General features: G+C 61.9%; 19 protein-coding genes and 1 tRNA gene. 6 read left to right on the top strand and 14 right to left on the bottom strand.

Features of this window, described 5'->3' with window-relative positions:
- Positions 1 to 99 precede the first annotated feature (99 nt).
- The 13 genes from KRX52_RS14940 to KRX52_RS14880 form a co-directional block, all read right to left on the bottom strand.
- Positions 100 to 3,246 carry a type I restriction endonuclease subunit R gene (locus tag KRX52_RS14940; RefSeq protein ID WP_217682690.1) on the bottom strand — a complete coding sequence of 1,049 codons (3,147 nt, stop codon included), beginning with the start codon at positions 3,244 to 3,246 and terminating at the stop codon, positions 100 to 102.
- 6 nt (positions 3,247 to 3,252) lie between these two features.
- Positions 3,253 to 5,259 (bottom strand): RNA/DNA-binding domain-containing protein, encoded by a 2,007-nt coding sequence (locus KRX52_RS14935; RefSeq protein ID WP_217682518.1) that lies wholly within the window; start codon positions 5,257 to 5,259, stop codon positions 3,253 to 3,255.
- Positions 5,256 to 6,278, bottom strand: a complete 1,023-nt coding sequence (locus KRX52_RS14930) for an SIR2 family protein (RefSeq protein WP_217682517.1) — start codon at positions 6,276 to 6,278, stop codon at positions 5,256 to 5,258. The genes KRX52_RS14935 and KRX52_RS14930 overlap by 4 nt, the downstream gene beginning before the upstream one ends.
- Positions 6,279 to 6,280: 2 nt before the next feature.
- On the bottom strand, positions 6,281 to 7,654 hold the full coding sequence (locus tag KRX52_RS14925) for a restriction endonuclease subunit S (RefSeq protein ID WP_217682516.1): 1,374 nt from the start codon (positions 7,652 to 7,654) through the stop codon (positions 6,281 to 6,283).
- Positions 7,644 to 9,383, bottom strand: a complete 1,740-nt coding sequence (locus KRX52_RS14920) for a class I SAM-dependent DNA methyltransferase (RefSeq protein WP_217682515.1) — start codon at positions 9,381 to 9,383, stop codon at positions 7,644 to 7,646. The genes KRX52_RS14925 and KRX52_RS14920 overlap by 11 nt, the downstream gene beginning before the upstream one ends.
- A 294-nt stretch (positions 9,384 to 9,677) precedes the next feature.
- Entirely contained in the window at positions 9,678 to 10,301 is a 624-nt protein-coding gene (locus tag KRX52_RS20835; RefSeq protein ID WP_254797616.1) for a hypothetical protein, read from the bottom strand.
- On the bottom strand, positions 10,298 to 11,080 hold the full coding sequence (locus tag KRX52_RS14910; RefSeq protein ID WP_217682514.1) for a hypothetical protein: 783 nt from the start codon (positions 11,078 to 11,080) through the stop codon (positions 10,298 to 10,300). The genes KRX52_RS20835 and KRX52_RS14910 overlap by 4 nt, the downstream gene beginning before the upstream one ends.
- Before the next feature lie 3 nt (positions 11,081 to 11,083).
- Positions 11,084 to 12,310, bottom strand: a complete 1,227-nt coding sequence (locus tag KRX52_RS14905; RefSeq protein ID WP_217682513.1) for an AAA family ATPase — start codon at positions 12,308 to 12,310, stop codon at positions 11,084 to 11,086.
- Entirely contained in the window at positions 12,307 to 12,702 is a 396-nt protein-coding gene (locus KRX52_RS14900; RefSeq protein WP_217682512.1) for a virulence-associated protein E, read from the bottom strand. Before KRX52_RS14900 ends, KRX52_RS14905 begins: the two co-directional genes overlap by 4 nt.
- Positions 12,702 to 12,941, bottom strand: a complete 240-nt coding sequence (locus KRX52_RS14895) for a hypothetical protein (RefSeq protein ID WP_217682511.1) — start codon at positions 12,939 to 12,941, stop codon at positions 12,702 to 12,704. The genes KRX52_RS14900 and KRX52_RS14895 overlap by 1 nt, the downstream gene beginning before the upstream one ends.
- Positions 12,941 to 13,213 (bottom strand): helix-turn-helix domain-containing protein, encoded by a 273-nt coding sequence (locus KRX52_RS14890; protein WP_217682510.1) that lies wholly within the window; start codon positions 13,211 to 13,213, stop codon positions 12,941 to 12,943. Before KRX52_RS14890 ends, KRX52_RS14895 begins: the two co-directional genes overlap by 1 nt.
- A 151-nt stretch (positions 13,214 to 13,364) precedes the next feature.
- The gene (locus tag KRX52_RS14885; protein WP_217682509.1) at positions 13,365 to 14,216 is read right to left on the bottom strand and encodes a hypothetical protein; all 852 of its coding nucleotides are present in this window, start codon (positions 14,214 to 14,216) and stop codon (positions 13,365 to 13,367) included.
- Between the two features lie 106 nt (positions 14,217 to 14,322).
- Positions 14,323 to 15,690 carry a tyrosine-type recombinase/integrase gene (locus tag KRX52_RS14880; RefSeq protein WP_217682508.1) on the bottom strand — a complete coding sequence of 456 codons (1,368 nt, stop codon included), beginning with the start codon at positions 15,688 to 15,690 and terminating at the stop codon, positions 14,323 to 14,325.
- Between the two features lie 137 nt (positions 15,691 to 15,827).
- On the opposite strand from KRX52_RS14880, the gene KRX52_RS14875 reads away from it, so the two are divergent.
- Positions 15,828 to 15,895, top strand: a tRNA-Leu gene (locus tag KRX52_RS14875).
- 276 nt (positions 15,896 to 16,171) lie between these two features.
- Here KRX52_RS14875 and KRX52_RS14870 read toward each other — a convergent pair.
- Positions 16,172 to 16,705: a calcium-binding protein gene (locus KRX52_RS14870; protein ID WP_217682507.1), complete on the bottom strand. Its 534-nt coding sequence runs from the start codon at positions 16,703 to 16,705 to the stop codon at positions 16,172 to 16,174.
- A 292-nt stretch (positions 16,706 to 16,997) separates the two neighbouring features.
- Between KRX52_RS14870 and KRX52_RS14865 the strand changes: the two genes are divergently transcribed.
- From KRX52_RS14865 to KRX52_RS14845, 5 genes are all read left to right on the top strand, one after another.
- Positions 16,998 to 17,351, top strand: a complete 354-nt coding sequence (locus KRX52_RS14865) for a hypothetical protein (protein ID WP_217682506.1) — start codon at positions 16,998 to 17,000, stop codon at positions 17,349 to 17,351.
- Between the two features lie 261 nt (positions 17,352 to 17,612).
- Positions 17,613 to 17,882, top strand: a complete 270-nt coding sequence (locus KRX52_RS14860; RefSeq protein WP_217682505.1) for a hypothetical protein — start codon at positions 17,613 to 17,615, stop codon at positions 17,880 to 17,882.
- A 306-nt stretch (positions 17,883 to 18,188) separates the two neighbouring features.
- Positions 18,189 to 19,775: a DUF3300 domain-containing protein gene (locus tag KRX52_RS14855; RefSeq protein WP_217682504.1), complete on the top strand. Its 1,587-nt coding sequence runs from the start codon at positions 18,189 to 18,191 to the stop codon at positions 19,773 to 19,775.
- Positions 19,776 to 19,788: 13 nt separating this feature from the next.
- Positions 19,789 to 20,691: a DUF2950 domain-containing protein gene (locus KRX52_RS14850; RefSeq protein ID WP_217682503.1), complete on the top strand. Its 903-nt coding sequence runs from the start codon at positions 19,789 to 19,791 to the stop codon at positions 20,689 to 20,691.
- 104 nt (positions 20,692 to 20,795) lie between these two features.
- Positions 20,796 to 21,038 (top strand): hypothetical protein, encoded by a 243-nt coding sequence (locus KRX52_RS14845; protein ID WP_217682502.1) that lies wholly within the window; start codon positions 20,796 to 20,798, stop codon positions 21,036 to 21,038.
- The last annotated feature ends 95 nt before the right edge of the window (positions 21,039 to 21,133 follow it).

Here is a 21,133-nt window from a genome sequence, read left to right as displayed (position 1 = left end):
CAAGCAGCACAGCCTGTGATGAGCCCCGTGACGAAGAAAAAAAGGGCAGCAAACCTAGGTTCGCTGCCCTGTGCGATAGCGCTTGCAGTGGCTGACGGCCTACATCGACCACGCGTTCGACAGCGTCTCTGCCTGCTTCAGCACCAGCTCCACTGCATCGGGTTGCTGGTCTGGTGGGTACTTCCACCTTTGCAGGCAGCGGCGTACCAAGAGGCGCAATTTCGCTCGCACGCTCTCGCGCACCTGCCAGTCGATAGTCGTGCTAGCGCGCAGCTTCTCAGTGATCTCCACGGCAATCTTCTTGAGCGTATCGTCACCCAGCTCGCGCACGGCGCTCTCGTTGTTGGCCAAGGCGTCGTAGAAGGCGATTTCATCGTGCCCCAGGCCCAGTGCGGCTTCCCGCTCCAGTGCGGCCTGGAACTCCTTGGCCATCTGGATCAGCTCTTCGATCACCTGCGCCGTCTCGATGGCACGGTTGTGATACTTGCGCAGCGTCTCCAGCAGGCGGTCGCCGTACTTCTTCTCCTGCACGACGTTGTTGCGCGCGCGCGCCTTGATCTCGTCGCGCAGCAGCTTCTCCAGCAGCTCTACTGCCAGGTTGCGGCTGTTCATCTGCCGCACATCTTCCAGAAATTCATCCGACATCAGGCCGATGTTGGGCTTATCCAGGCCGGCCAGCGCGAATACATCGGCCACGCCATCCGCGATGATGGCGTTGTCCAGAATCTGCTTGAGCGCGCTGTTCTTCTCGGCATCGCTGCGCTTTTTGTCGACCGTAGTGAACTTGGCGATGGCCGCCTTGATGGCCGAGAAGAAGGCGATCTCCTTACGCAAGGCAGCGGCCTCATCCAGCGTGCTGCACAGCGAGAAGGCTTTTGCCACGGCGACCATAGTGTCGAGAAAGCGCGTCTTGCCATCCTTCAGGCCCAGGATGTGGTTGGCTGCCGGTACCAGTAGCTGAATGGCTTGGGTCTCGAATGTGCTGTAGTCAAAGCCGTGCATCATGCTGCGCACGATGTCCATCTTCTCCAGCAGCACCGCCAGCGCCTCAGCAGCGTTGTGCGTGGGGTCACCCTTGCCTTTGGCATCGGTATAGGTCTTGAGCGCGGCCTTCAGCTCGTTGGCGATGCCTATGTAATCGACCACCAGGCCACCCGGTTTGTTCTTGAACACCCGGTTGACGCGGGCAATCGCCTGCATCAGGTTGTGGCCCTTCATGGGCTTGTCGATGTACATGGTGTGACAGCACGGCGCATCGAAGCCTGTCAGCCACATATCCCGCACGATTACCAGCTTCAGCGGGTCGTTCACGTCCTTGAAGCGCGCTTCCAGCCGCTTCTTCACCTGCTTGCTGTACAGATGAGGCTGCAACAGTGGCTTGTCGGCTGCAGAGCCTGTCATCACGATCTTGATGACGCCCTGTTCGGGGTCGCCGCTGTGCCAATCTGGTCGAAGTGCCACGATGGCGTTGTACAGATGAGCGCAGATGTCGCGGCTCATGCACACGATCATGGCCTTGCCATCCGCCACGGCGATGCGCGCTTCAAAATGCTGGATCAGGTCGCGGGCCACCTGCTGCAGGCGAGGTTCTGCTCCTACCAGCTTTTCCAGTGCGGCCCATTCGCTCTTGGTTTTCTCACGGGCGGCAATGTCTTCTTCATCTTCGACGACTTCATCTACCTGCTCGTTGAGCGCGTCAATCTCGGCCTGGTTTACGTCCAGCTTGGCCAGGCGGCTCTCGTAGAAGATGGGCACCGTGGCACCATCGTCCACCGCATCCTGGATGTCGTAGATGCTGACGTAGTCGCCAAATACTGCCCGGGTGTCCTTGTCCTCCAGCGCAATCGGGGTGCCAGTGAAGCCAATGAAGGTGGCGTTCTCCAAGGCGTCGCGCAGGTGCTTGGCGTAGCCGAACACGTACTTGCCGGTTTTCGTGTCCAGTCGACCTTTGGTGCCGTACTGGCTGCGGTGGGCTTCGTCCGAGATCACCACGATGTTGGTGCGATCGGAAAGCAACGGGTGTGCGTCTTCGTCGTCGTGCAGGGCGAACTTCTGCACTGTGGTGAAGATGATGCCGCCTGCCTGGCGTGAGGCCAGCATGTCGCGCAGCTCGTCGCGGCTGCCCGCTTGTACCGGGGTGGTCTTGAGCAGGTCGCTCGCCGCGCAGAAGGTGGCGTACAGCTGACCGTCCAGGTCGTTGCGGTCGGTCACCACAACCAGCGTAGGGTTCTTCATTTCTGGCTGCTGCAGCAGCTTGCCGGCGTAGCAGGCCATGGTGATGCTCTTGCCCGAACCTTGGGTGTGCCAGACCACGCCGGCCTTGCGTGAACCTGGGCTGACCTCTTTGCCCCAGGTGGCGCGGTCCTCGCGGACCTCCAGCAGGCCTTTGTCAGGCGAGCTGGCCGCAATCACAGTGGCATGTACCGCCTCACGCACAGCGTGGAACTGGTGATAGCCGGCGATCTTCTTGATGAGGCGGTCACCATCCTTCTCGAACAACACAAAGTGCCGCACGTAGTCGAGAAACAGTTCGGGGTTGAAGAAGCCGCGCACCACCGTCTCCAGCTCCATCTGCAGACGTGGCCGATCATCCTCGTTGGCGATGGTGCGCCAGGGCAGAATGCGCTCGGCATTGGCAGTCAGGGAGCCCACGCGCGCAGTGAAACCGTCACTCACCACCAGCGCGGCATTGCAGTTGAAGAGGTCGCTGACTTCGTCCTTGTAGGTCTGCAGCTGGTTGAACGCATCCCAGATATCGGTCTGCTCGTTGGAGGGATTTTTCAGCTCGATCACGGCCAGCGGCAGGCCGTTGACGAAGGCGATCACATCCGGCCGGCGCGGCTGCTTGGTGCCGGTGATGGTGAATTGGTTCACCACCAAGAAGTCGTTGTTGTTCGGCTGGGCGAAGTCGATGAAGTGAACCAGGTCGATCTTCTTTTCATCACCCACTGAGAATTCCACCTGCACGCCGTCCAGCAACAAGCGATGGCAGCTGCGGTTGCGGACCACCATCTGCGGTTCACTCACCGTTTTCAGCACATGCGCGGCCTGCTCCAGTGCGGCTGCAGGGATATGCGGGTTGATGCGCGCCAGCGATGCCAGAAGGCGCTCACGCAGGACTACCTCTCGGTAGTCTGTGCGCTCCGGGGCGCTGCTGTCCGGCGCGATGTCCGGGCCGTGGACAAAACGCCAACCAGTCTCCTGAAACCAGCCCAGGCACAATTCTTCAAGTTGCTGTTCGTTCATCATGGCTCAGGACTCGGCATCAGAGGCACGTGGCAGGGTGTCGGTGGCGCAATAGGCCTGCCGTTCGTGGGTCGGCGTGGTCGGGAAAGCCAGACTCAGGGTGCGTGCCCGGACCATCGGCGAGAGGTAGTCATTGCGCAACGAGACCGGCTTGCGGCAGAGCAGCTCCGCCAGGGCCTGCAGCGTCAGGTAGTGCCCCTGGCAGACGGCCAGGATCACCTGCTCCAGCTCTTCTCTGGGCATTTTTTTCTTCCGCCGTGGCTCTGCAGCAAGCCCCTCCAGGCGCTCCCGCAGGGCGGGTGACAGACGGCTCAGGTCATTGATCACCGGCAAGGGAAGCTGATCGGTGAGGAAGTAACCGTGCTCGTTCCATTGCTGGGGCGAAGTTGAGGAGCTGGCGGCCAGAACTGAGGAGCTGGGCGTCAAAACTGAGGAGCTCTGATCAGAAGCTGAGGAGCTGCTGCTCATCGGTATGAATGCCGGGCCAAACACATCGTCTGGCGTTGGCATGTCCTGGCCTGGCAGGTAATAGACCGCGCCGCGACCGCTGCCGGTCGAAGCCAGCATGCCGAGCTGGGTGAGGTGTTGCAGGGTGCGGGTCAGCTCAACCGGATGCGCAGAGGAGACCGTGCACAAACGGGCGTGGTTGACCGTCCCCTCGCTGGCGGCCAATGCCAGGGCGACCCGCTCCCCATCTTCGAGCTGATCGAACTCGGTACCAAAGCGCGAGCGCAGGCTGGAGATGACCTCCTGCGGGAACAGGTCGATCATGCGCAGTTCCAGCAAGGTCTGGTTGTACGGAACCGATGATTCGTACAGTTTGGGCGGGTTCCAGTGCTGCGACTTCCAGCCCTGGAAGATCCGGGGGATACCCGTGCCCGCCTGCTCGCCAACCCCGACAAAGCGGAACATCTTGTGCAGGTTGCGATTTCGGCAGTCCGGCTCGCCACCATGTAAGGCCACCTCGACCGGAATACGCATCAGGCCGGGGTTGCGAAAGCCGAACATGTCGGGCCGCTTGACCACTAGCACCGAGGCGCGCTCGCTGTAATCCGCATGCACCAGGACATTGGCCAACGCCTCGCGCAGGGCGATGTGCACGGGCGTTTCGTCCTGGCGTTCACCCTTTTCGAGCTGGAAGGGCACCTTCAGGTCGGCCGTGAGCTTCAGGTAGACCTTGCGGTAGAAATCATAGAGGTTGCCTGACCACTTGCCGTCCAGGGTCAGACGGTCGATCCAGCGACGTTCCGTGCGGGCCTCGGGGCGCTCCTGATAGTCGAGCATGTAGTTGGGCAATACTTCCTGAATGGCGCTCATCTGCCCGAACATCAGCAGGCCCGCCAAGGTCAGGCCGGCTTCATGGGTTTCCCGATCACGGCGCCAGCCACCGATCAGGCGCAGAAACTCCTGGTCGTCCTTTTCGTTCCAGGGGTGGCCGGGTTCGCGATTGGCAAACACCTGGCGGTAAGTCCGAAAACTGTCCATGTCCAGATCGGCAAAGCCGAAGCCACGCAGAATCCGGTCATCGCGACTGTCCTCCACCTGCTCGGCCAGCATGCGCTTGACCTCTTCGTCGGGCAGGGGGCGGTCACCCTCGTTCAGCCGCCGGTAGGTGTTGCCGTCAAAAGGGTTGCGGGTGAGATGCACAGGGCGCTGTTGGCGCCTGGCACGGGGAATCTCGACGACCAGCAGGGTCTTGCCATCCACAACCCATTCGCGCACCTGGCTGTCAGTCAGCAGGTTGAGACTGACCTTCTGGCGGTTGTTCAGGTTGTTGAACAGTTCGGTGCGTACCTTGTCGACGTTCTCGATACCCGCCGGCTCGAAATGCCCCTTGCGCTCGCGCATGCCGAGTATAACCACGCCGCCATCGGTATTGGCCATGGCGCTGTAGGTGGGCCAGAAGTCCTCCGGCAATGCGCCCTTGCCGTCACGGCCGTTGGCCAATTTGCATTCGAGCGAGACGGATTCGCGCAGCAGGGAGAGATCATCCAGAGAGTTGAAGGGGATCATTTTTCACCCTCCATCAATGCCAGCAGAAGAGCCTCGATAGATTCATCATGCTCACCCTCTGGATACCAGATCGGAAATATATTGGCTCTTGCCAAAGCCTTCTTGCGCTCTACGCGATCAACACCGTCCTTTAATTCAAGAAAGGCGTAGTGCTGCGGAAGGGTGTGTGCTCCCTCTGCGGTGACCACCTGTTCCATAGTCCGAAGCGTGCGGTCCGTCAGCAAGCTACATCCAACAAACAGCAGTGACTTTCCGAATAGAAATCGAGAGAAAAATCGCGCAACGATGCCGGCATCGCCATAGGCTTGTTCATACTCCTCACGAAGCAACACACGATTCGCAACAGTTTCGCATGAGCCGTGTAGTTTTAGCAGGTATCTTCCGCCAGCATTTATAATTCGTAATGCTTCGCCTAGGTTGCCACCAGAAATAGGCTGATCAAAGCCTTGGTCTTGACCCCGAAAGACAGATTCAAGTAACTTGTCGAAGTTGGTTGTGATGACATTGGAGCCAGGAAATACAAATGGGAGCAGATTGATTGCGCCAGTCGCAATGCAGTTTCTGTCAAAGCATTCCTGAAGCTGCTTGTTGAACAATGCAGGGCCAAGATCGTCATGAATTAATTGGGCGGCCCCCTCATAATCTCCGTCGTTTAACAGCGACTCCAGCTCATCCGCGTTGACGTGCGACTCAATCTGCAGATCCCACAGAAATTTCGTCCATCCCGGATAGCCACTGGGGATTGAGAGGCCCGCACCGAGGAAAGGAATAACGTTCCGAGAGCTATATGCTTTTTTAAGAGCGCTAAAGCGATTTGCATTGTCGTGCGCAGCAAGCACCTGATTCGCCAAATCGCGAAGGCTGCTTTTTCGCTCCTCTACCCAATCCTCGAAAGACAATTGATACGTTTCTGGTTCTAGCTCTTTCAGTATTCGACTCCGCTGGAAGGTGGAGCCAATGATTTCTATATCCCCTTCGGAGTTGAGGTATTCGTGATATTTTGGGCGCCAAAATTCCATGATTAGCTCTCGGACTTTCCAAATACCTCAACCTCACCTGACAGCAACTTAGGCAGCAGGGTGTTCCGAGTTGTTGCAAGGGTTAAGCTTTGTGCGGTCAGAGCCTGCATCATCGAAAATATGGATGACGCTTTAGCCTCAAAAGTACGCCACACATCGGACGGCGGACGAATAATTGCTACTTTTTTCAGGTCGGAAACGTTGATGTATGGCAGTGCAGTACCTGAAGCCAAGGTGTTGAAGTCGATTGTGCTGAGCATCGAGTACAAAAAGTACTTCCCCGACTTGCCTTCAATGGGACTGGCAGACATCAAGTTGTTGTCTATGATCGTCGGAGTTGTTAGCAGTCGCCTGCGATTTGAAATCAGTGCCACACCAATTTTGGCAAAAACCGTCGCGCCCAACGGGTGCAACTTGGCCTTCATTTCAGACTGCTGAGCTCTGCTGACGTAGTTGTTAGCCGATTGAATGAACACCTCGTTGCCAGCAAGGTTCATGTCGCTAACCTTGATGAACGGATAGTCCCCTTCAGTGCTTCCTTGGTGTTCCGGCTTAAACGCGCTGCCCGCGGTGAAGCTGCAAATATCACCGAGTGCACCACAGATCCACCCCCTCGGAATCTCCCCCAACTCCGACTCCTCCAGTTCATCCGGAAACAGCGCGGCGGTGGCGGCGAGTTGGTCGTATTGTTCGGGAGGCAGGGCGTCTAGTTCAGCGTCGGGCTTGCCGCTGATGGCACTCATGGCAGCGCGCCGCGGGTCGCGGCCTTCCTGAATGGCGGCGATCCTGGCTTTGACCGGGTCGAAATCGACAAACCACGATTTGAAGATGGCTTGCGCCATGGCTTCGATGGTTTGGTTGATGCGGCGGTTGAGGTTGATTTTTTCATCAAGCCCGCCAAGCACATTTGTTATGGCTCGCATGACCTCTCGGTCCCTTGGAACTCTAACGGGAAAATCTCGCAGAGCTCCTAGAGGAACATAGGCTTGCGTCGTCCCTCTCGAACTTTGACGAATCAATGCCTGTGCTTGTGGGCTCGTTAGGTAGTAATAAAGCCACTTGCCATCCAGCTCGCCCTTAGTCTTGAAAAGACCAATATTTTTGATGGCGAACTCTGGCTCCTCTCTCACGAGGCATGGCTCACCAACCGTGCCAATCATCGAGATCAGTACGTCCCATCTATCAACCTTGCTTCTCTTGTTGATGGCCTCAAAATCATCGATTGATATGAGATAGGCATTCGATAAGTCGATTTGCCCTCCAATGATGTGGCGCGAGGTAATAAGAAATCGTCCGCTCTCAACTGGCTTGGGCGAGTCGTGAGTTCCATCTCTTACTGAGGCGCAAAATTCTTTTGCCGGAATTTCAGTCCACATTGATGGCCTCCGCCGGCAATTCGTAACCCAACCCCGCCAAGTTCTTCTTGATTTCCCCTTCCAGCTTGGCGCTTTCGGCAAACTGCTCCGCCAGCAGCGCCGTCAGCCGTGACATCTTGTCGGCAAAGGCTTCGCCGTCGTCTTCCTGCTCTTCTGTCCCCACATAGCGCCCCGGCGTCAGCACGTGTTCATGCTTGCGGATGTCTTCAAGCGTGGCCGAGTAGCAGAAGCCGGGCACGTCTGCGTAGCCCTCGCCGTGCTGCCATGCATGGAAGGTGTCTGCGATCTTCTGGATGTCCTCCACCGTGAAATCGCGTAGCACGCGGTCCTTCATGTAGCCGAGCTGGCGGGCGTCGATGAACAGGAACTCACCGCGCCGGTCGCGCTTTTTCTTGTCGAGGTTGAAGCCGTTGGCCTTGTCTTTGGTCAGGAACCAGATGCAGGCCGGAATCTGCGTGTTGGTGAACAACTGGCCGGGCAGGGCGACCATGCACTCCACATAGTCGCGCTCTATCAGTTGCTTACGGATCTCGCCTTCGTTATTGGTGTTGCTGCTCATCGAGCCATTGGCCAACAGCAGCGCCATGCTGCCGGTGGGAGCCAGGTGGTAGAGCATGTGCTGCAGCCAGGCGAAGTTGGCGTTGCCTTGTGGCGGTGTGCCCACCAGCCAGCGCGGGTCATTGTCCAGGCTGGCGTTCCACCATTCCTTCATGTTGAAGGGCGGGTTGGCCATCACGTAGTCGGCGCGCAGGTCGGGGTGCAGGTCGTTGAGCATGGTGTCGGCGGGCTGGACGCCGAAGTTGAAGTCGATGCCGCGAATGGCCATGTTCATGGCCGCCAGGCGCCAGGTGGTGGGGTTGCTCTCCTGGCCGTAGACGCTGATCTGGCCGGTCTTGCCGTTGGCCACCTTGCCGCCGTGCAATTCGATGAACTCCTCGCTCTGCACGAAGAAACCGCCCGAGCCCATGGCCGGGTCGTACACGCGGCCCTTGAAGGGCTGCAGCATTTCGACGATGAGCGTGACGATGCTTTTGGGCGTGTAGTACTGGCCGCCCTTCTTGCCTTCGGCCAAGGCGAACTGGCCAAGGAAGTATTCGTAGACGTGGCCGAGGATGTCCTTGCTCTTGAGGTCTAGCGGCTGCCCGTTGTAGCTGGGCTGGCTGAAGTTCGTGTCGGAAAAGTGGGCGATCAGGTCGGCCAGCTTGTGGCTGTCGATCTGAGTGCGGGCGAAGTCCTTGTTGAGCACGTTCTTGAGCTTGGCGTTTTCGCGCTCGATGGCTTCCATGGCGTTGTCGATCAGCCAGCCCACGCTGCGCATTTCTTCCGGCTCGTCCTTGCCAGGCTTGTCCCAGGGCAGGGGCGATTTGGGCGGCAGCTGGGCGCAATCGCGCAGGGTTTGCCAGCGCGCTTCGAGCGGCACCCAGAACACGTTCTTCTCGGTGTAGTAGTCGCGCACTTCCAGTTCGGCGGCGAGATTCTCCTCGTATTCTTCGCTGCCTAGATCCCCGTAATCCTCCGGGTCCATGAAGTATTCATCGGCCGGGTTGGTGAGTTGCGCGCGCAGCTCCCGCTGGCGCTCTTCAAAAGCATCGGAGACGTACTTCAGGAAGATCAGCCCGAGCACGACGTGTTTGTACACGGCAGCATCAAGGTTGGAGCGCAGCTTGTCGGCTGCGGTCCAGAGCCTCTTCTCAAGGTCGTTGAAAAACTGTTGCTCGATGGGATTCATCGGATCACTCCCTAATAGCTAAGCCCCTCTGGTGCAGAGGGGCGTGTCCTGCGTAGATCGCGTGGTGAGCGCATCGGTGGGTGCGGGCGCTCATGGTGCGGGGAAAGATACACACCATGATGCCGTGGGTGCCATAGCCAATGGCCTGTTGCGTAGAGGCTGGTACCCGTGGTGGCACGTCTTGCGAGGCGGAGTATCAATGATCATTCGAGCAGCTCGCGTCGGGCCTGGTCCTGCTCGCGCAGCTCACGAGCCAGGTCGCGCAGCAGCATTCTGGTGCCGCCCTTCCAGGCGTTATGCGCGGCTGTGGCCTTGCCTTCCGGGCTTTTCGGGCCGGTGCTCTGCTTCCAGGGTTGCCACTGCCTGATCAGTTCTGCCTGTCGAGCTCTTCGCTCGGGTGTCCAGCCGTTCGCCATGTTCCACCTCCAATAGTTCGTTCGGCGCTTTTGCGGATTTCCGCGTGCGCGCGGGCTGCCTGGTCGTGCCGTTGTTGACCTGCACCTGATGGCCGATGTTGGCCTGCTGTACGAAGGCGACCTGCCGGGGTGCCTTCAGCTCGGCCAGGGTCTGCAGGGTAGCCCTGGCCTGGTTCTGGGCCTTGAGCGCCAGTCGCATGTAGGATTCCAGGCCATCGCGCTGCTGCGAGCGCAGCGCCCGACCGGTGAGCTGGGCGAAAAGGCTATCCAGTGTGTGGGCCTGCGCCAGCAGCATGTCCTCGGCACGGGTCAGGTCGCCGCTGTTGAGCGCGGCGGTCTGCCGGCGCAGTTCGTCCACGACCTCGGTTACATCCACATCGCCCATCAGCTTGCTGTCTACCAGTACGGCGGCGCTGAGGCATTCCGGGGTCAGGGCTACGCGGGCCATGGCCTGGGACTGTGTTTCTCCCTTACGCAGAGACACCTTGATTTTGTCGGTCATTCGTTCGTCTCCTGTGAGGTGTTGTTGTAGTGCAGGCGCAGGTCGCTGCCGCTGGGGCAGTAGCGGCCCGCAGGAGCGTGGCAGTCCCTGCAGGTCATCAGGTGCTGGTAGAACTGATCGCGGGCTGTCAGCCAGTCCACCGACGCCGTAGCAGCCGTGTGGACGGTACGCTGAGGCTCGGTGTCCTCCTCTACGGGTATCACCGCAGTCGACGGGGCCGAATGCGCCCTGCGGTTGATCCAGGCCGGGCTGCTCCGAATCGTCTCGACCACCAGGGCCGCATCGCTGCCGGCCAGCTCGACAAGATCGTGCTGCTCCAGATACTCGCCATCCAGCAGCTCGGCCGGTCGGGTGCCGAGCAGGCGGGCGACACGTGTCAGCCATGTATTCGACGGCGGCGGCAGTGCTGCCGGCGCAGCGAGGGTGCCAGCTAGCGCCTTGGCGATCTCTTCGAGGCTCAGCAGCCGCTCGAATCCCGGGACGGGCACCACGGCGAGCAGTTCCTCGCCGAACTGCAGTCGTACCTCTCCCTCGACGCTGGTGGTGTCCAGGTCGCCAGTGCGCTGGGTCACCCGGCCATCGGCCAGCGCCAGCAGGTGGAGCCAGGCGCGAGGCTGCGGCGGCATGGCAGCTGTCAGCTCGGCCAGCAACGCTGCCTTGTGGTCGGTGATGTACTGGCGAGCTTCCGGAGTGATCCGCTCACGCGGCGAGACTCGCAGCTTGTCGGCAACGGCTTCGACAGTCAGGCCGGCCCGGCGCAGATAGTCCAGTGCGGCCATGGCTCAGATGTCCTCGTAGTCCGGTGCCTCGGTGGGCTGTCCGGTATCCGTCCGATTTGCGTCCGGTTCCCGTCCGATCTGTCCGGTATTCACATCCTTCGAGCTGTCCGTCCGGTCCGTTCTCCCTATGTGGGGCAGGACCGGACGGACAAGAAGCACGTGCGGTCCGTCGAGGCGGATCTGTTGGCGATCAGCCAGGCTGCTCTTGGCATCATGAAAGCGGTTGCGAGGCATGTCGTTCGCTTCACACTTCGCCCTCCAGTCATCAACCAGGATAAGGACCGGATGCCCCTCCCGCCCTTGGCGGGCGAGTCGGTCGGCAATCTCCGTGTGCATCTGCTGCAGAACATCAAGCGCGGCCTTCTGGTGCTTGCCCAGCTGCTTCGTGACCGGGTCGGGTTCGGAGTGTTGCGCCAGCTTCAGCGCTGCACCACCGACCAGGCTCCCGGCGTCATCGCGTACCGGCACACCGATCAGCTCGAAGGCGAGCGGCGGCGGCTCCTCGGCATCCTTCATCTTGCGCGGGGTCAGGCGGATCAACTGGTCATCCTCGCTGCGACTGACCTCGTACTCGGCATCGGCAGCGCCTTTCAGCGCCGAAGATCCGCGTGCGCCGCGCTCGCCGTTCTTGCCGCTGTGGTGGACGATCAGCACGGTGGCTTTCCAGTGCCGGCGCAGCGCGTCGGCATTACGGATGAACTGTCCCACATCGGTTGCGCTGTTTTCGTCGCCGCCGAAGTTACGGGCCATCGTGTCGATAACGATCAGTGCCGGGGTCTCGCCAGTCCTGTCGGCAAGCTGTTGAACGGCCTCAGCCACCTTCGCGGCATTGCTGGCGCTGGCCAGATCGGTGGGGGCTTCGGACATGAACAGCAGCACCGGCATCTCCGTGTCGTTGTGCTGAGCCCAGGCCCTCAGACGCCGTGCTAGGCCGTTGTGGCCTTCACCGGCGATATAGAACACGGCCCCCGGCTTCACGTCGTGCCCATGGAACGGCTGGCCGGTAGCAATGCAGCACGACATGTCCAGGGCGAGGAACGACTTGCCCTTGCCGGGAGGGCCGTACAGCACCGCGAGCGCATCCGCCTCGATGTAGCTTTCGATCAGCCAGGCGATGGGGTTCACCGGCATCTCGCAGGCCGCGATGAAGCGGAACGGCGGCGTGCTGGCCAGGCGCTGGTCGATCTCGGTCCACTGATCTTTGAAGGGGTCTTTTTGCTGTACGGTCATGCACGGCCCTCCAGTTGAGCGAGGCGGCGGCGAGCCACCTCCAGGCGCTCCAGGTCGGACTGCGGCAGCTTGGAGCCTTGTTCCAGCAAGGATGTGCCGTAGGTGACGATGCGGCGCTCGACTTCGACGGCGGTACTGTTCGGCCTGCACCGGGCGGGGCGGCGGACACTGTCCGGATACAGGTCGGAAAAGGTCAGGCCGATGGCTGCCAGGACATCAGGGGTGTCGTCACCACCGAAGTCTTTCAGCAGCACGCGGCCGTCATCGAGCTCCCGTATGGACAGACTCGGAGTCTTGTCCTTGCGGGTCGGAGTGCGGGCCATCCATTTGCCCCTGCCTGTAGGTTTCACGCCGTCCAGGCGCGAGAGGACCAAATCGATGGGGGAGGGCATCAGTGCAGTACCTCCGATGCCTCGTGCTCGGAGAGGCGCGCGGTGTCGATGGCCTGAAGCAGCGTGCTGCGCGACATGCCTTCTGCCTGGAGGATCGTCGCCAGGGCGAAGAAGGACGCCAGGGTTACGGCTTCGCTTGGGGAGCCGCTGTTGCGGGCATGGCCGACGATCAGCGGAATCAGTTGCTCGAGAACGAACTCCCGATGTTCTTCGATGCGGTGGTTGTTGATGACGATCATTAGCGCACCTCGCCGGTGTGTTTGGCGGTGCGGCGAGCGAGGAACTCGGCAAGGTCGCTCAGGCGGTACTTCACCAGGCGGCCAACCTTGAGGTAAGGCAGGTTGTAGCGCCCGGTCGAGCGCCAGACGGCGAGGGTGGTCGGCTTCAGGCCGAGGGCGTCGGCTGCCAGCTTGTCATCGATGTGGGCGGGCGGACTGTTCGGGTCGAAACCGAGCTGGGCGGCGATCTCGGCCTTGATGGCCGAGATGTTGGTGGTGTGGGTGGTGGTCATAGAGTAAGCCCCGTGTGGATAAAATTTACGGGGCTATGCTCGGAAAAAAAGATCCGCTTGACGACGGCAAAGGAGGAGTTATATCGCCGGTATCCTGCCGTCTAAAATTTATGTAAATAAGCGCTGGCTGTGTCGTCAGAAATGGTGGCTGCTATGGGTTTCTTCTGTCGCAGCTTTGGGATAGGCGGTCTTTTTCAGCCTTGGCTAGGCGCTCAATTGTTCGCATTTCTAGCGGGCGCTCAATGAATGCCATGCCCATCAAATGGAATACTGCACGCTTGTGTGTGGCTGAGAATAGTTCGTGATGAAGGCGGATTATTTCAGATGCCATAAGTCTTGCTGGTAGGTCATTATCATTTCGGCGGCTCAATGGGGTGCTGATTATTTCTTGATTTTCAAGGAGATCAATTGCTTTGCTTGTATTGATTAGGCGTAAAAGATTTTTTCTGTGATTTTCTGGTATCCATTCCGCAGCAAGTAGCTGCTCAATTTCAGTTAGTAGTGACTTTATTTTTTCAATTTTTTCAGGGCCATCTATTGCGGCGCGAACGCGACGCTTTGTTATATAGCCGTGGGCAGCCTTTGCAATTCCAGATAAATAGGTGAGGAACTTTTTACTTTCTCTCTCAATGCTCCATACGAGCGTCCCGCCATGACGCTTCTTGCGCGCAGCCCATCGGCGGATGATCTGCTCGAAGCGAGGCTGCCAGCCTTTATCCTGATCCAGTGGAACGAATCCTAATGCCTCTCTTGCGAGGCAGAAGGCTGGTTGCTCATGCAGCCAGCTAAGCACGAAAAGGCCTTCTGTGCCTAAGGATAGATCCCATGCTTCATTGTTGGCATTGGATAGGTGAATCGATAGTGAAACTATCTCATCTTCGCTTATTTCTTCGTCGAATGTTCCATACGCCAGCGCAGCTCCGCGCTCGTAAAAGAGTTTGCTATACCGCTCTGCAGCCATTGCTAGCTCATTAAACTGGTCGGCGGTTGGAGTTTCCATCATTCCCTATGTCATCCTTAATCTATTCGCAACGGTAACCAGTCAGGCGGTTGAGTAATCCGTTTTTACCCATCAGGCTAGACTGGTTAGTACTTGGCCAAGCTGTCTCTCAATTTCTTTTTTTCGGGGCTCGTTTCAGCAGATTCACTACTTCAGCCGGCTGTTTGATGCCTCCTGCCTCAAGCATGGCCTGCGTCGCCGTCTCGACAGACTGACGTACCGGATCGAGGTCGAGTCGGGCATAGATCGCCGTCGATTGCAGGCTCTTGTGGTTCAGACTCTTGCCGATGATAGCCATCGATGCGCCGGTCTTGGCCTGCCAGCTCCCTAGGGTGCGGCGCAGGTCATGGATGCGCAGGTCGGTCATGTCATAGAGCGGCGGGTCAATTTCCAGCGCGTCGGCTATGGCTCGATAACGCTTGCTGGTGGCGGCTGGCGCTTCGGTGATCTGCTTGTCGGCGCGCTGGCGCTCCTCGGCAGTCAGTTTGCCGAGGCTTTCCAGGTGGTCGAGCAGGCGGCGCAGGCTGGCGCGGAGCAGGATCGCTGCCCATGCCTTCTTCGGCTCGACAAGATGGCCGGTCTTGCCGTCGCCAGGAAACACGAATTGCGAGGTGCCGGTCGTGCGCTTGCGGGCATGCAGGGCAGTCACGGCCTCGGGCGGCAGGGTGACATTCTGCGGAGTGCCGTTCTTGGTCATGCCGATGCGCCAGATGCGCGCGTCGAGGTCGAGTTCGCGCCAGGCCATCGCTTGTACGTTGGAGCGGCGTGCGCCAGTCAGCAGTGACAGCAGAAAGAAGTCGCTCAGGCTGGATTCGCCGATGGCATCGAACAGGTAGGGTAGTTCTGCGGCCTGGACGAAGCGGTCGCGCTCGGATACGGCATTTTTCTGGATGCGGCTGGCCGGGTTGGTGCCGCTGAAGTGCTCATGATCGGCGGCGTAGTTGAACACCGAGGAAATGATGGCAACGGACTTGTCAGCTTGGCGTGCGCTCTTCTTGCTCGCCTTGGTGTGAATCGCCTTCACCTCGGAGCGGGTGATGTGCGACAGCTTGCTGTTGGCGATGGCTCCCATGTGAAGCCGCGCGGTGTCGAGGTAGTCCTTCTTGGTGCGCTCGGTGATCGGCGAGCCGTCACGCTTCTTCTTGTGCGTCAGCATGTCGGCCAGCATCTCGGTGAAAGTCGGCTCCTGACGAATGGCGCGACGTGCTGCTGCTGGGTTGGCTCCGGTGGCGAACTCGCCGAGGATCTTCTGCGCCTCGCCGCGGGCCTGCTCGACGGTCATCTCGGGGAAGGTGCCGAGCTTCACCCAGGCAATCGAGGAGCCGGCACGCTTTACGACGTAGAAGGTGCGGGTGCCGGCCGAAGTGATCCGCATCGCCAGCTTCGGCACTTCGGTGTCGTATACGGCCAGGCGCTTGCCTGCCTCTGGCGGTTGCAGCGCCAGCAGTGCCGTTTTGGTGAATTTCAGCTTTGCCATGATCCTGCCTCTGCTGTGCCGGGCTAACACCGGGCTAACACGGGCTAACAAATTTGGTCGATTTTCGTGTTAGCCCGTTAAGGCAAGAGTAGGCTGAAAGCCGCATTCTGTATAGGTTTGTAGTGTTTCGTAAATCAGCAGGTATCGGTACGCCCACTGACTTGTAATCAGTAGGTCCCGGGTTCAATTCCTGGTGCCGGCACCATCTAAATTAACGACTTAGGCTCGCAGCGATGCGGGCCTAAGTCGTTTTTGGGCCTGAATCCCCTGATTGGGTCACAGCTGCTCGGTTGGTTGAAGCGGCGGCGGCAGGATGGCGACATGCTTCTCGCCTACCTGCTGCCGCTCCCCTCGATGACTACCCGCTCGACGCGAATCCGCGTCAGTACGACGGCCAATTCCCCGACGTTAATCTCGCCGGCCATGGCGCGTACTTGCTTGGTCCCACGACGCAGGGGGAGTCAAAGGGTGCATGCCCCCTTTAGCCAAGTATCAGCAAGTCGCTGCTGGCTGCGAAGGTAAGGCGGGTGGCGTTGCCGACAATCTCGATCTGGGTGTCGGTGGTCGGATCGAACTGGCCGTTGCCGTCCAGATCGATCAGCAGGCTGCCGTTTTGCCAGGCGATGCTGTTGTCGGCGTCGATGGTGTCGCCGACAACCTTGCGGCTCTTGAGGCTGTCCAGGGGTTTGCCATCGAGCAGCAGTTGTGCCAGCAGGTCATCGTCGAGCTGCAGGCGGCTGCCGCGGTCGTCGAACAGCGTGTCGCGGTCGCCCGGCTGTATCTCGGTGAAATTCCACTGGTAGGTGTCGCGGCCTTTGCCGCCGTACAGCATGTCGTTGCCGGCGCCGCCGGCCAGGATGTCGTTGCCGTGGCCGGCCTCGATGCGGTCGTCACCGCCTTCGCCGAGCAGGACGTCGCGGCCGTGTCGTCCGATGATTAGGTCGCGGCCGTCATCGCCCTGGATGAAGTCGGTCTTGATGGTGCCCAAGCGTTCCGTGAAGGCATCTGTGCTCATGTCGGTATTTCACTGTATTGATCTGCAAGCGAGGGGGCGATTGTCGCATGCCGGCAGGGGCAGCGTCCGACCCCGGCCTTGCCGCGGGCGTGATCTGTCTCTCGGTATGCGTCTGGGACTTTGCGCGCACTGTCACGGCTGGTAGAGGTCTAGGCATCCCGGACGGCATCGCGCGCACCATTCTGCCGCCCGCCGAGCCGTAGTCCGTCAAGTATCCGTAGCATCCTTGGGCTGGCATCATCTTGCCCACCGCACAGCCGATCCGGGGGGGACGATCTTCAAGGGATGGAACATGGCCGAAAGCAGTAACTTCGCCGTCCTCAAGGAGCGCGACCCGGTGTTCTTCCCGCTCGCCCGCACAGCCGAGCGGGTATTCGCCAGCGATGCCAACGCCACGCCGATCAAGCTGCGTCAGCTCGGCGAGACGCTGGACGGAATCAAGGTCGCCCGCGCCCTGGCCATCGGGTATCAGCAGTCGTTCGGCAAGGACGGCAGCGCCTTCAAGCCCGGCCCCCTTCATTACTCCCGCCGACCCCAGCGCCCCGCTGCGCGAGCAGACCGAGCCGTTGCGCGCCGAGCTGGGCGACAGCCGCCAGCCGCTGGAGAGCAACCAGCAGAGGGCCGAGCAGCTCGCCCTGGAGCATGAGGCCGCGCTGGCCAGGACCCGCGCCGAGCTCGAGTGCTGCCCGCATGCGGGGCTATGGCCGATCCGCTCCTGGCGGCGCGAACGCGCAGATCGTTTTCGGTGCGCCGGGGTGCGCCGATCCGGTGCATGGCGCACCGATGCTGCCCGCGGGCCGCTCTGGAATGCCCTCCACAGGCCGCACCGAGCGGGCTGTGGAGGGCTGGTACGGGCTTTGCTTTAGCCTTGCCGACGCCTGAGGTGGCAACAACAGAGGGGATGCAGATGGAATTCACCAGAGAAGTACTCGATTGCATGCAGAAGGTCCGCCGTCGGCTGCGAGAGGAGCAGGCCGTGGATATCCGCATCAGCCAGGAGGGCGCGGTGGATCGCATGCTGGAGGCCTGCGTGGCATCGTCGGTCGATGAAACCCGCGCCCTGGGCGAGCGCCTCAGCGAACTCAGCGGCATCCGTCCGGCGGCGCCGATGCTGAGCGAAGCGCAGCTCATCGAGAAATACACCCAGGCCCGCTACGCCGGCCCGCTGCGCGGCTGATTCCCTCCCCGCCACGCGACTATCGCTCCCGCGCACCGCTGAGGGCCTGCCGCTACCGACACTGCGCGGTGCTTCATCCCCCGTCCGATCCCCGCGCCGGCCATTTGCCGGCTGGCGTGCTTGCGGACTGGCCCGGTCCTGCCAACGGCCCTGCCGTCTGCTACGCAAGCCCGTTGCACCCGGTCGGCTCTTCCGGCGCCTCCCCGCGCAGCGCCTATGCTTTTCTGGGCCGCTACCCGTTGCACGGATGGCGGCGTGCCATGTCTAAAGCATTTCGCCCCGCTTTTCTTCCCAAGGAGAAGGGCCATGCGTATCGATCGTCGTTTCAGCGCCGTCCTGCTCGCCGTGATGGCCCTGGTCGGCTGCCCGGACAAGGATGCCCCCTCAGCCCAGAATGCCCCGGCGGTGGCGCCGCCCGCCCCGGCACCGGCAGCCGCGTCTGCTGTGCCCGTGCCCGCGGCGCCCCCCACCGCTGCGCCGGCGTCGGTCAAGGCGGTGTTCCGTGCCGAAGAGTTGGACCAGATGATGGCGCCGATCGCCCTGTATCCCGACTCCCTGCTGGCCCAGGTGCTGATGGCCTCGACCTACCCGGGCGATGTCGCCGACGCCGTGGCCTGGTCCAAGGCGAATCCGCAGGCCAACGGCGACGCCGCCGTGCGCCAGGTCGCCGAGCAGCCCTGGGACCCGAGCGTGCAGTCGCTGGTCGCCTTCCCGGCGGTGCTGGTCACCCTCGGCCAGGACCCGGCGTGGGTACAGCGGGTCGGCGATGCCTTTCTCGCCCAGCCCGACGACCTGATGGATTCGGTGCAGCGCCTGCGCCGCCAGGCCCAGGCCGCCGGCCACCTCGAGTCCAACGAGCAGCAGCGCGTCACCGTGCAGGCGGCGTCGGGCGGCCCCACCACCGTCGTGCAGACGGAGGCGCCGTCCAGCACCACCACGGTGGTGCAGGCACCGCCTGCCGAGCAGACCATCATCATCGAGCCGGCCGATCCGCAGGTGGTCTACGTGCCCAGCTACAACCCCAGCGAGGTCTACGGCACCTGGCCCAACCCGTCCTATCCGCCGGCGTACTACCCGCCGCCGCCGGGCTACTACTTCGGCTCCGCGCTGGTCGCCGGGCTGGGCTTCGCCGCGGGGGTGGCGATTGTCGACTCGCTGTGGGGCGACTGCGACTGGGGAGGCGGCGACGTCGACATCGACGTCAACCACTACAACAACATCAACAGCAACCGGAAGATCGACGCCAGTCAGAACAAGTGGCAGCACAATGCGGCCAACCGCGACGGCGTGCCCTATCGCGACCGCGCCAGCCGCGAGCAGTACGGCCAGCGCCTGCCCGGCAGCGAGCAGCGCGACGCCCTGCGCGGTCGCGAGCCGGCGCGCACCGCCGACCGCGAGCGGGCCAGCCAGGCCCTGAGCCAGCGCGGCCTCGACGCGCCGGCTACCAGCAATCGCGAAGCGCGCGAACGGGCGCAGAGCGCCGAGCGCGAGGGTGCCCGCCAAGCACTGGGCGAGCGCGGCATCGAGGCGCCGGCCACCAGCAACCGCGAGGCGCGTGAGCGGGCCCAGGTCGCGGATCGCGAGATGCGCAACCAGCCCGAGCGGATCGGCCAGCGACCCCAGGCCAGCGCCCAGCCGCGCCAGCGCACGCAAAGCAGTCCGCAGGCGCGCCAGCAGGCGCGGCAGCAGTATTCCAGCGGGCAGGGGACGCGCAACAACGCCTTCGCCGATGCGCGCAATCCCGCGCGCTCGCAGGTATCCGCCAGCCGCGGCCAGACCAGTCGCGTCTCGGCCAGTCGGCCGCAGGCAGAACGCAGCAGCGGTCGGTCGGTACAACGCTCGGTTCCATCGTCTTCACGGGGTGGCGCCCGTGGCGGCGCCCGTGGGCGCTGAAAGGAGGCTCGTCATGAATGCCGCATTGCGTATTGTCCTGCCGTTGCTGCTGGCCCTGCTGACGCTGGACGCGCGCGCCCAGCAGGCCTATCCCACCCCGGATGCCGCCGTAGAGGCGCTGATCGGTGCGTTGGGCACCGAGAAAGGGGATCCCGTGCGCCTGGCCGCGCTGCTCGGCGACGACTGGCAAACCTGGATTCCCACCAACGACATCGAGCGCAAGGATGTCGACGCCTTCCTCGCCCTCTATCGGGAGAAGCGTGTTATCGAGCCGGCGGGGCAGGGGCGGGCGAGTCTGGTGGTCGGCAACGCCCCCCTGACCTTCCCCCTGCCGCTGATCCAGGGCAAGGACGGTTGGGTCTTCGATACCAAGGCCGGCGGCGAGGAGATCCGCGCGCGGCGCATCGGCCGCAACGAGCTGGCCACCATGCAGGCGGTGCGCGCCTACCACGACGCGCAGATGGACTACGCCGAGGTCGACCGCGACGGCGACGGCGTGCTCGAGTACGCGCAGAAGTTCATGAGCAGCGACGGCCAGTACGACGGGTTGTACTGGCCCGACGAGCCGGGCATCGCGCAAAGCCCGCTCGGCCCGCTGTTCGGTGACGAGCTGCCGGACGGCGAGTGGCATGGCTACCACTACCGCATCCTCCAGGCCCAGGGACCGTCGGCGCCGGGCGGTGCCTACGCCTACATGCTCGGCGCCAACATGAGCCGCGGCTTCGCCCTGATCGCCTGGCCGGCCAGGTATGCCGACAGCGGGGTGATGAGCTTCATGATCAGCCACGATGGACTGGTGTTCGAGAAGGACATGGGCGCGGACAGCGAGCAGCAGGCCCTGGCGATGAGCGCTTTCGATCCGGACAGCAGCTGGCACGAGGTCGCCGAGCCCGCCAGTGCCGCGGTGCAGAAGTAGCCAGGCGCGCGCCGCCGGGCGGCTGCGCTCGCTCCGATCGGATAGACTGCCGCGTTCGGTGCCTGGCCGCCCGTCGCCGCTGGGCGCGCTTGCCGAGGTAGAGCATGTCCGACCACGACCACGACCACGACCACGACCACGACGCCCCCAATTTCTCCCGCGCCGACTATCACCGCGCCCACCAGGCGCGCGCGCTGGCCGAGGCCGAGCGGCTGCTAGCCGCGCGCGAGACGCTGGGCGGGCGCTGGCTGGCGTGGGTGGCGGGCGAGCTGTATGCGCTGAGCCCGCCGCCGTTCGCCAGCATGGTGCGCCGCGAGTTGCAGCGGATGAGCGAGCAGCCGCGCTGAGCCGCCTGCGCCGCTCAGCCGCTCGGCGCGGGCACGGCGCTATCCGCGATAATCGGTAACCTTGTTGGCCGCATAGTGCGGACGAACCCGCTGCT

The sequence above is a fragment of the Geopseudomonas aromaticivorans genome, from assembly GCF_019097855.1.
In the GTDB taxonomy this organism is placed as follows: Bacteria; Pseudomonadota; Gammaproteobacteria; order Pseudomonadales; family Pseudomonadaceae; genus Geopseudomonas; species Geopseudomonas aromaticivorans.
Note: the sequence above shows the minus strand (reverse complement) of the source record. Positions and strands in the feature narration are given on the sequence as shown.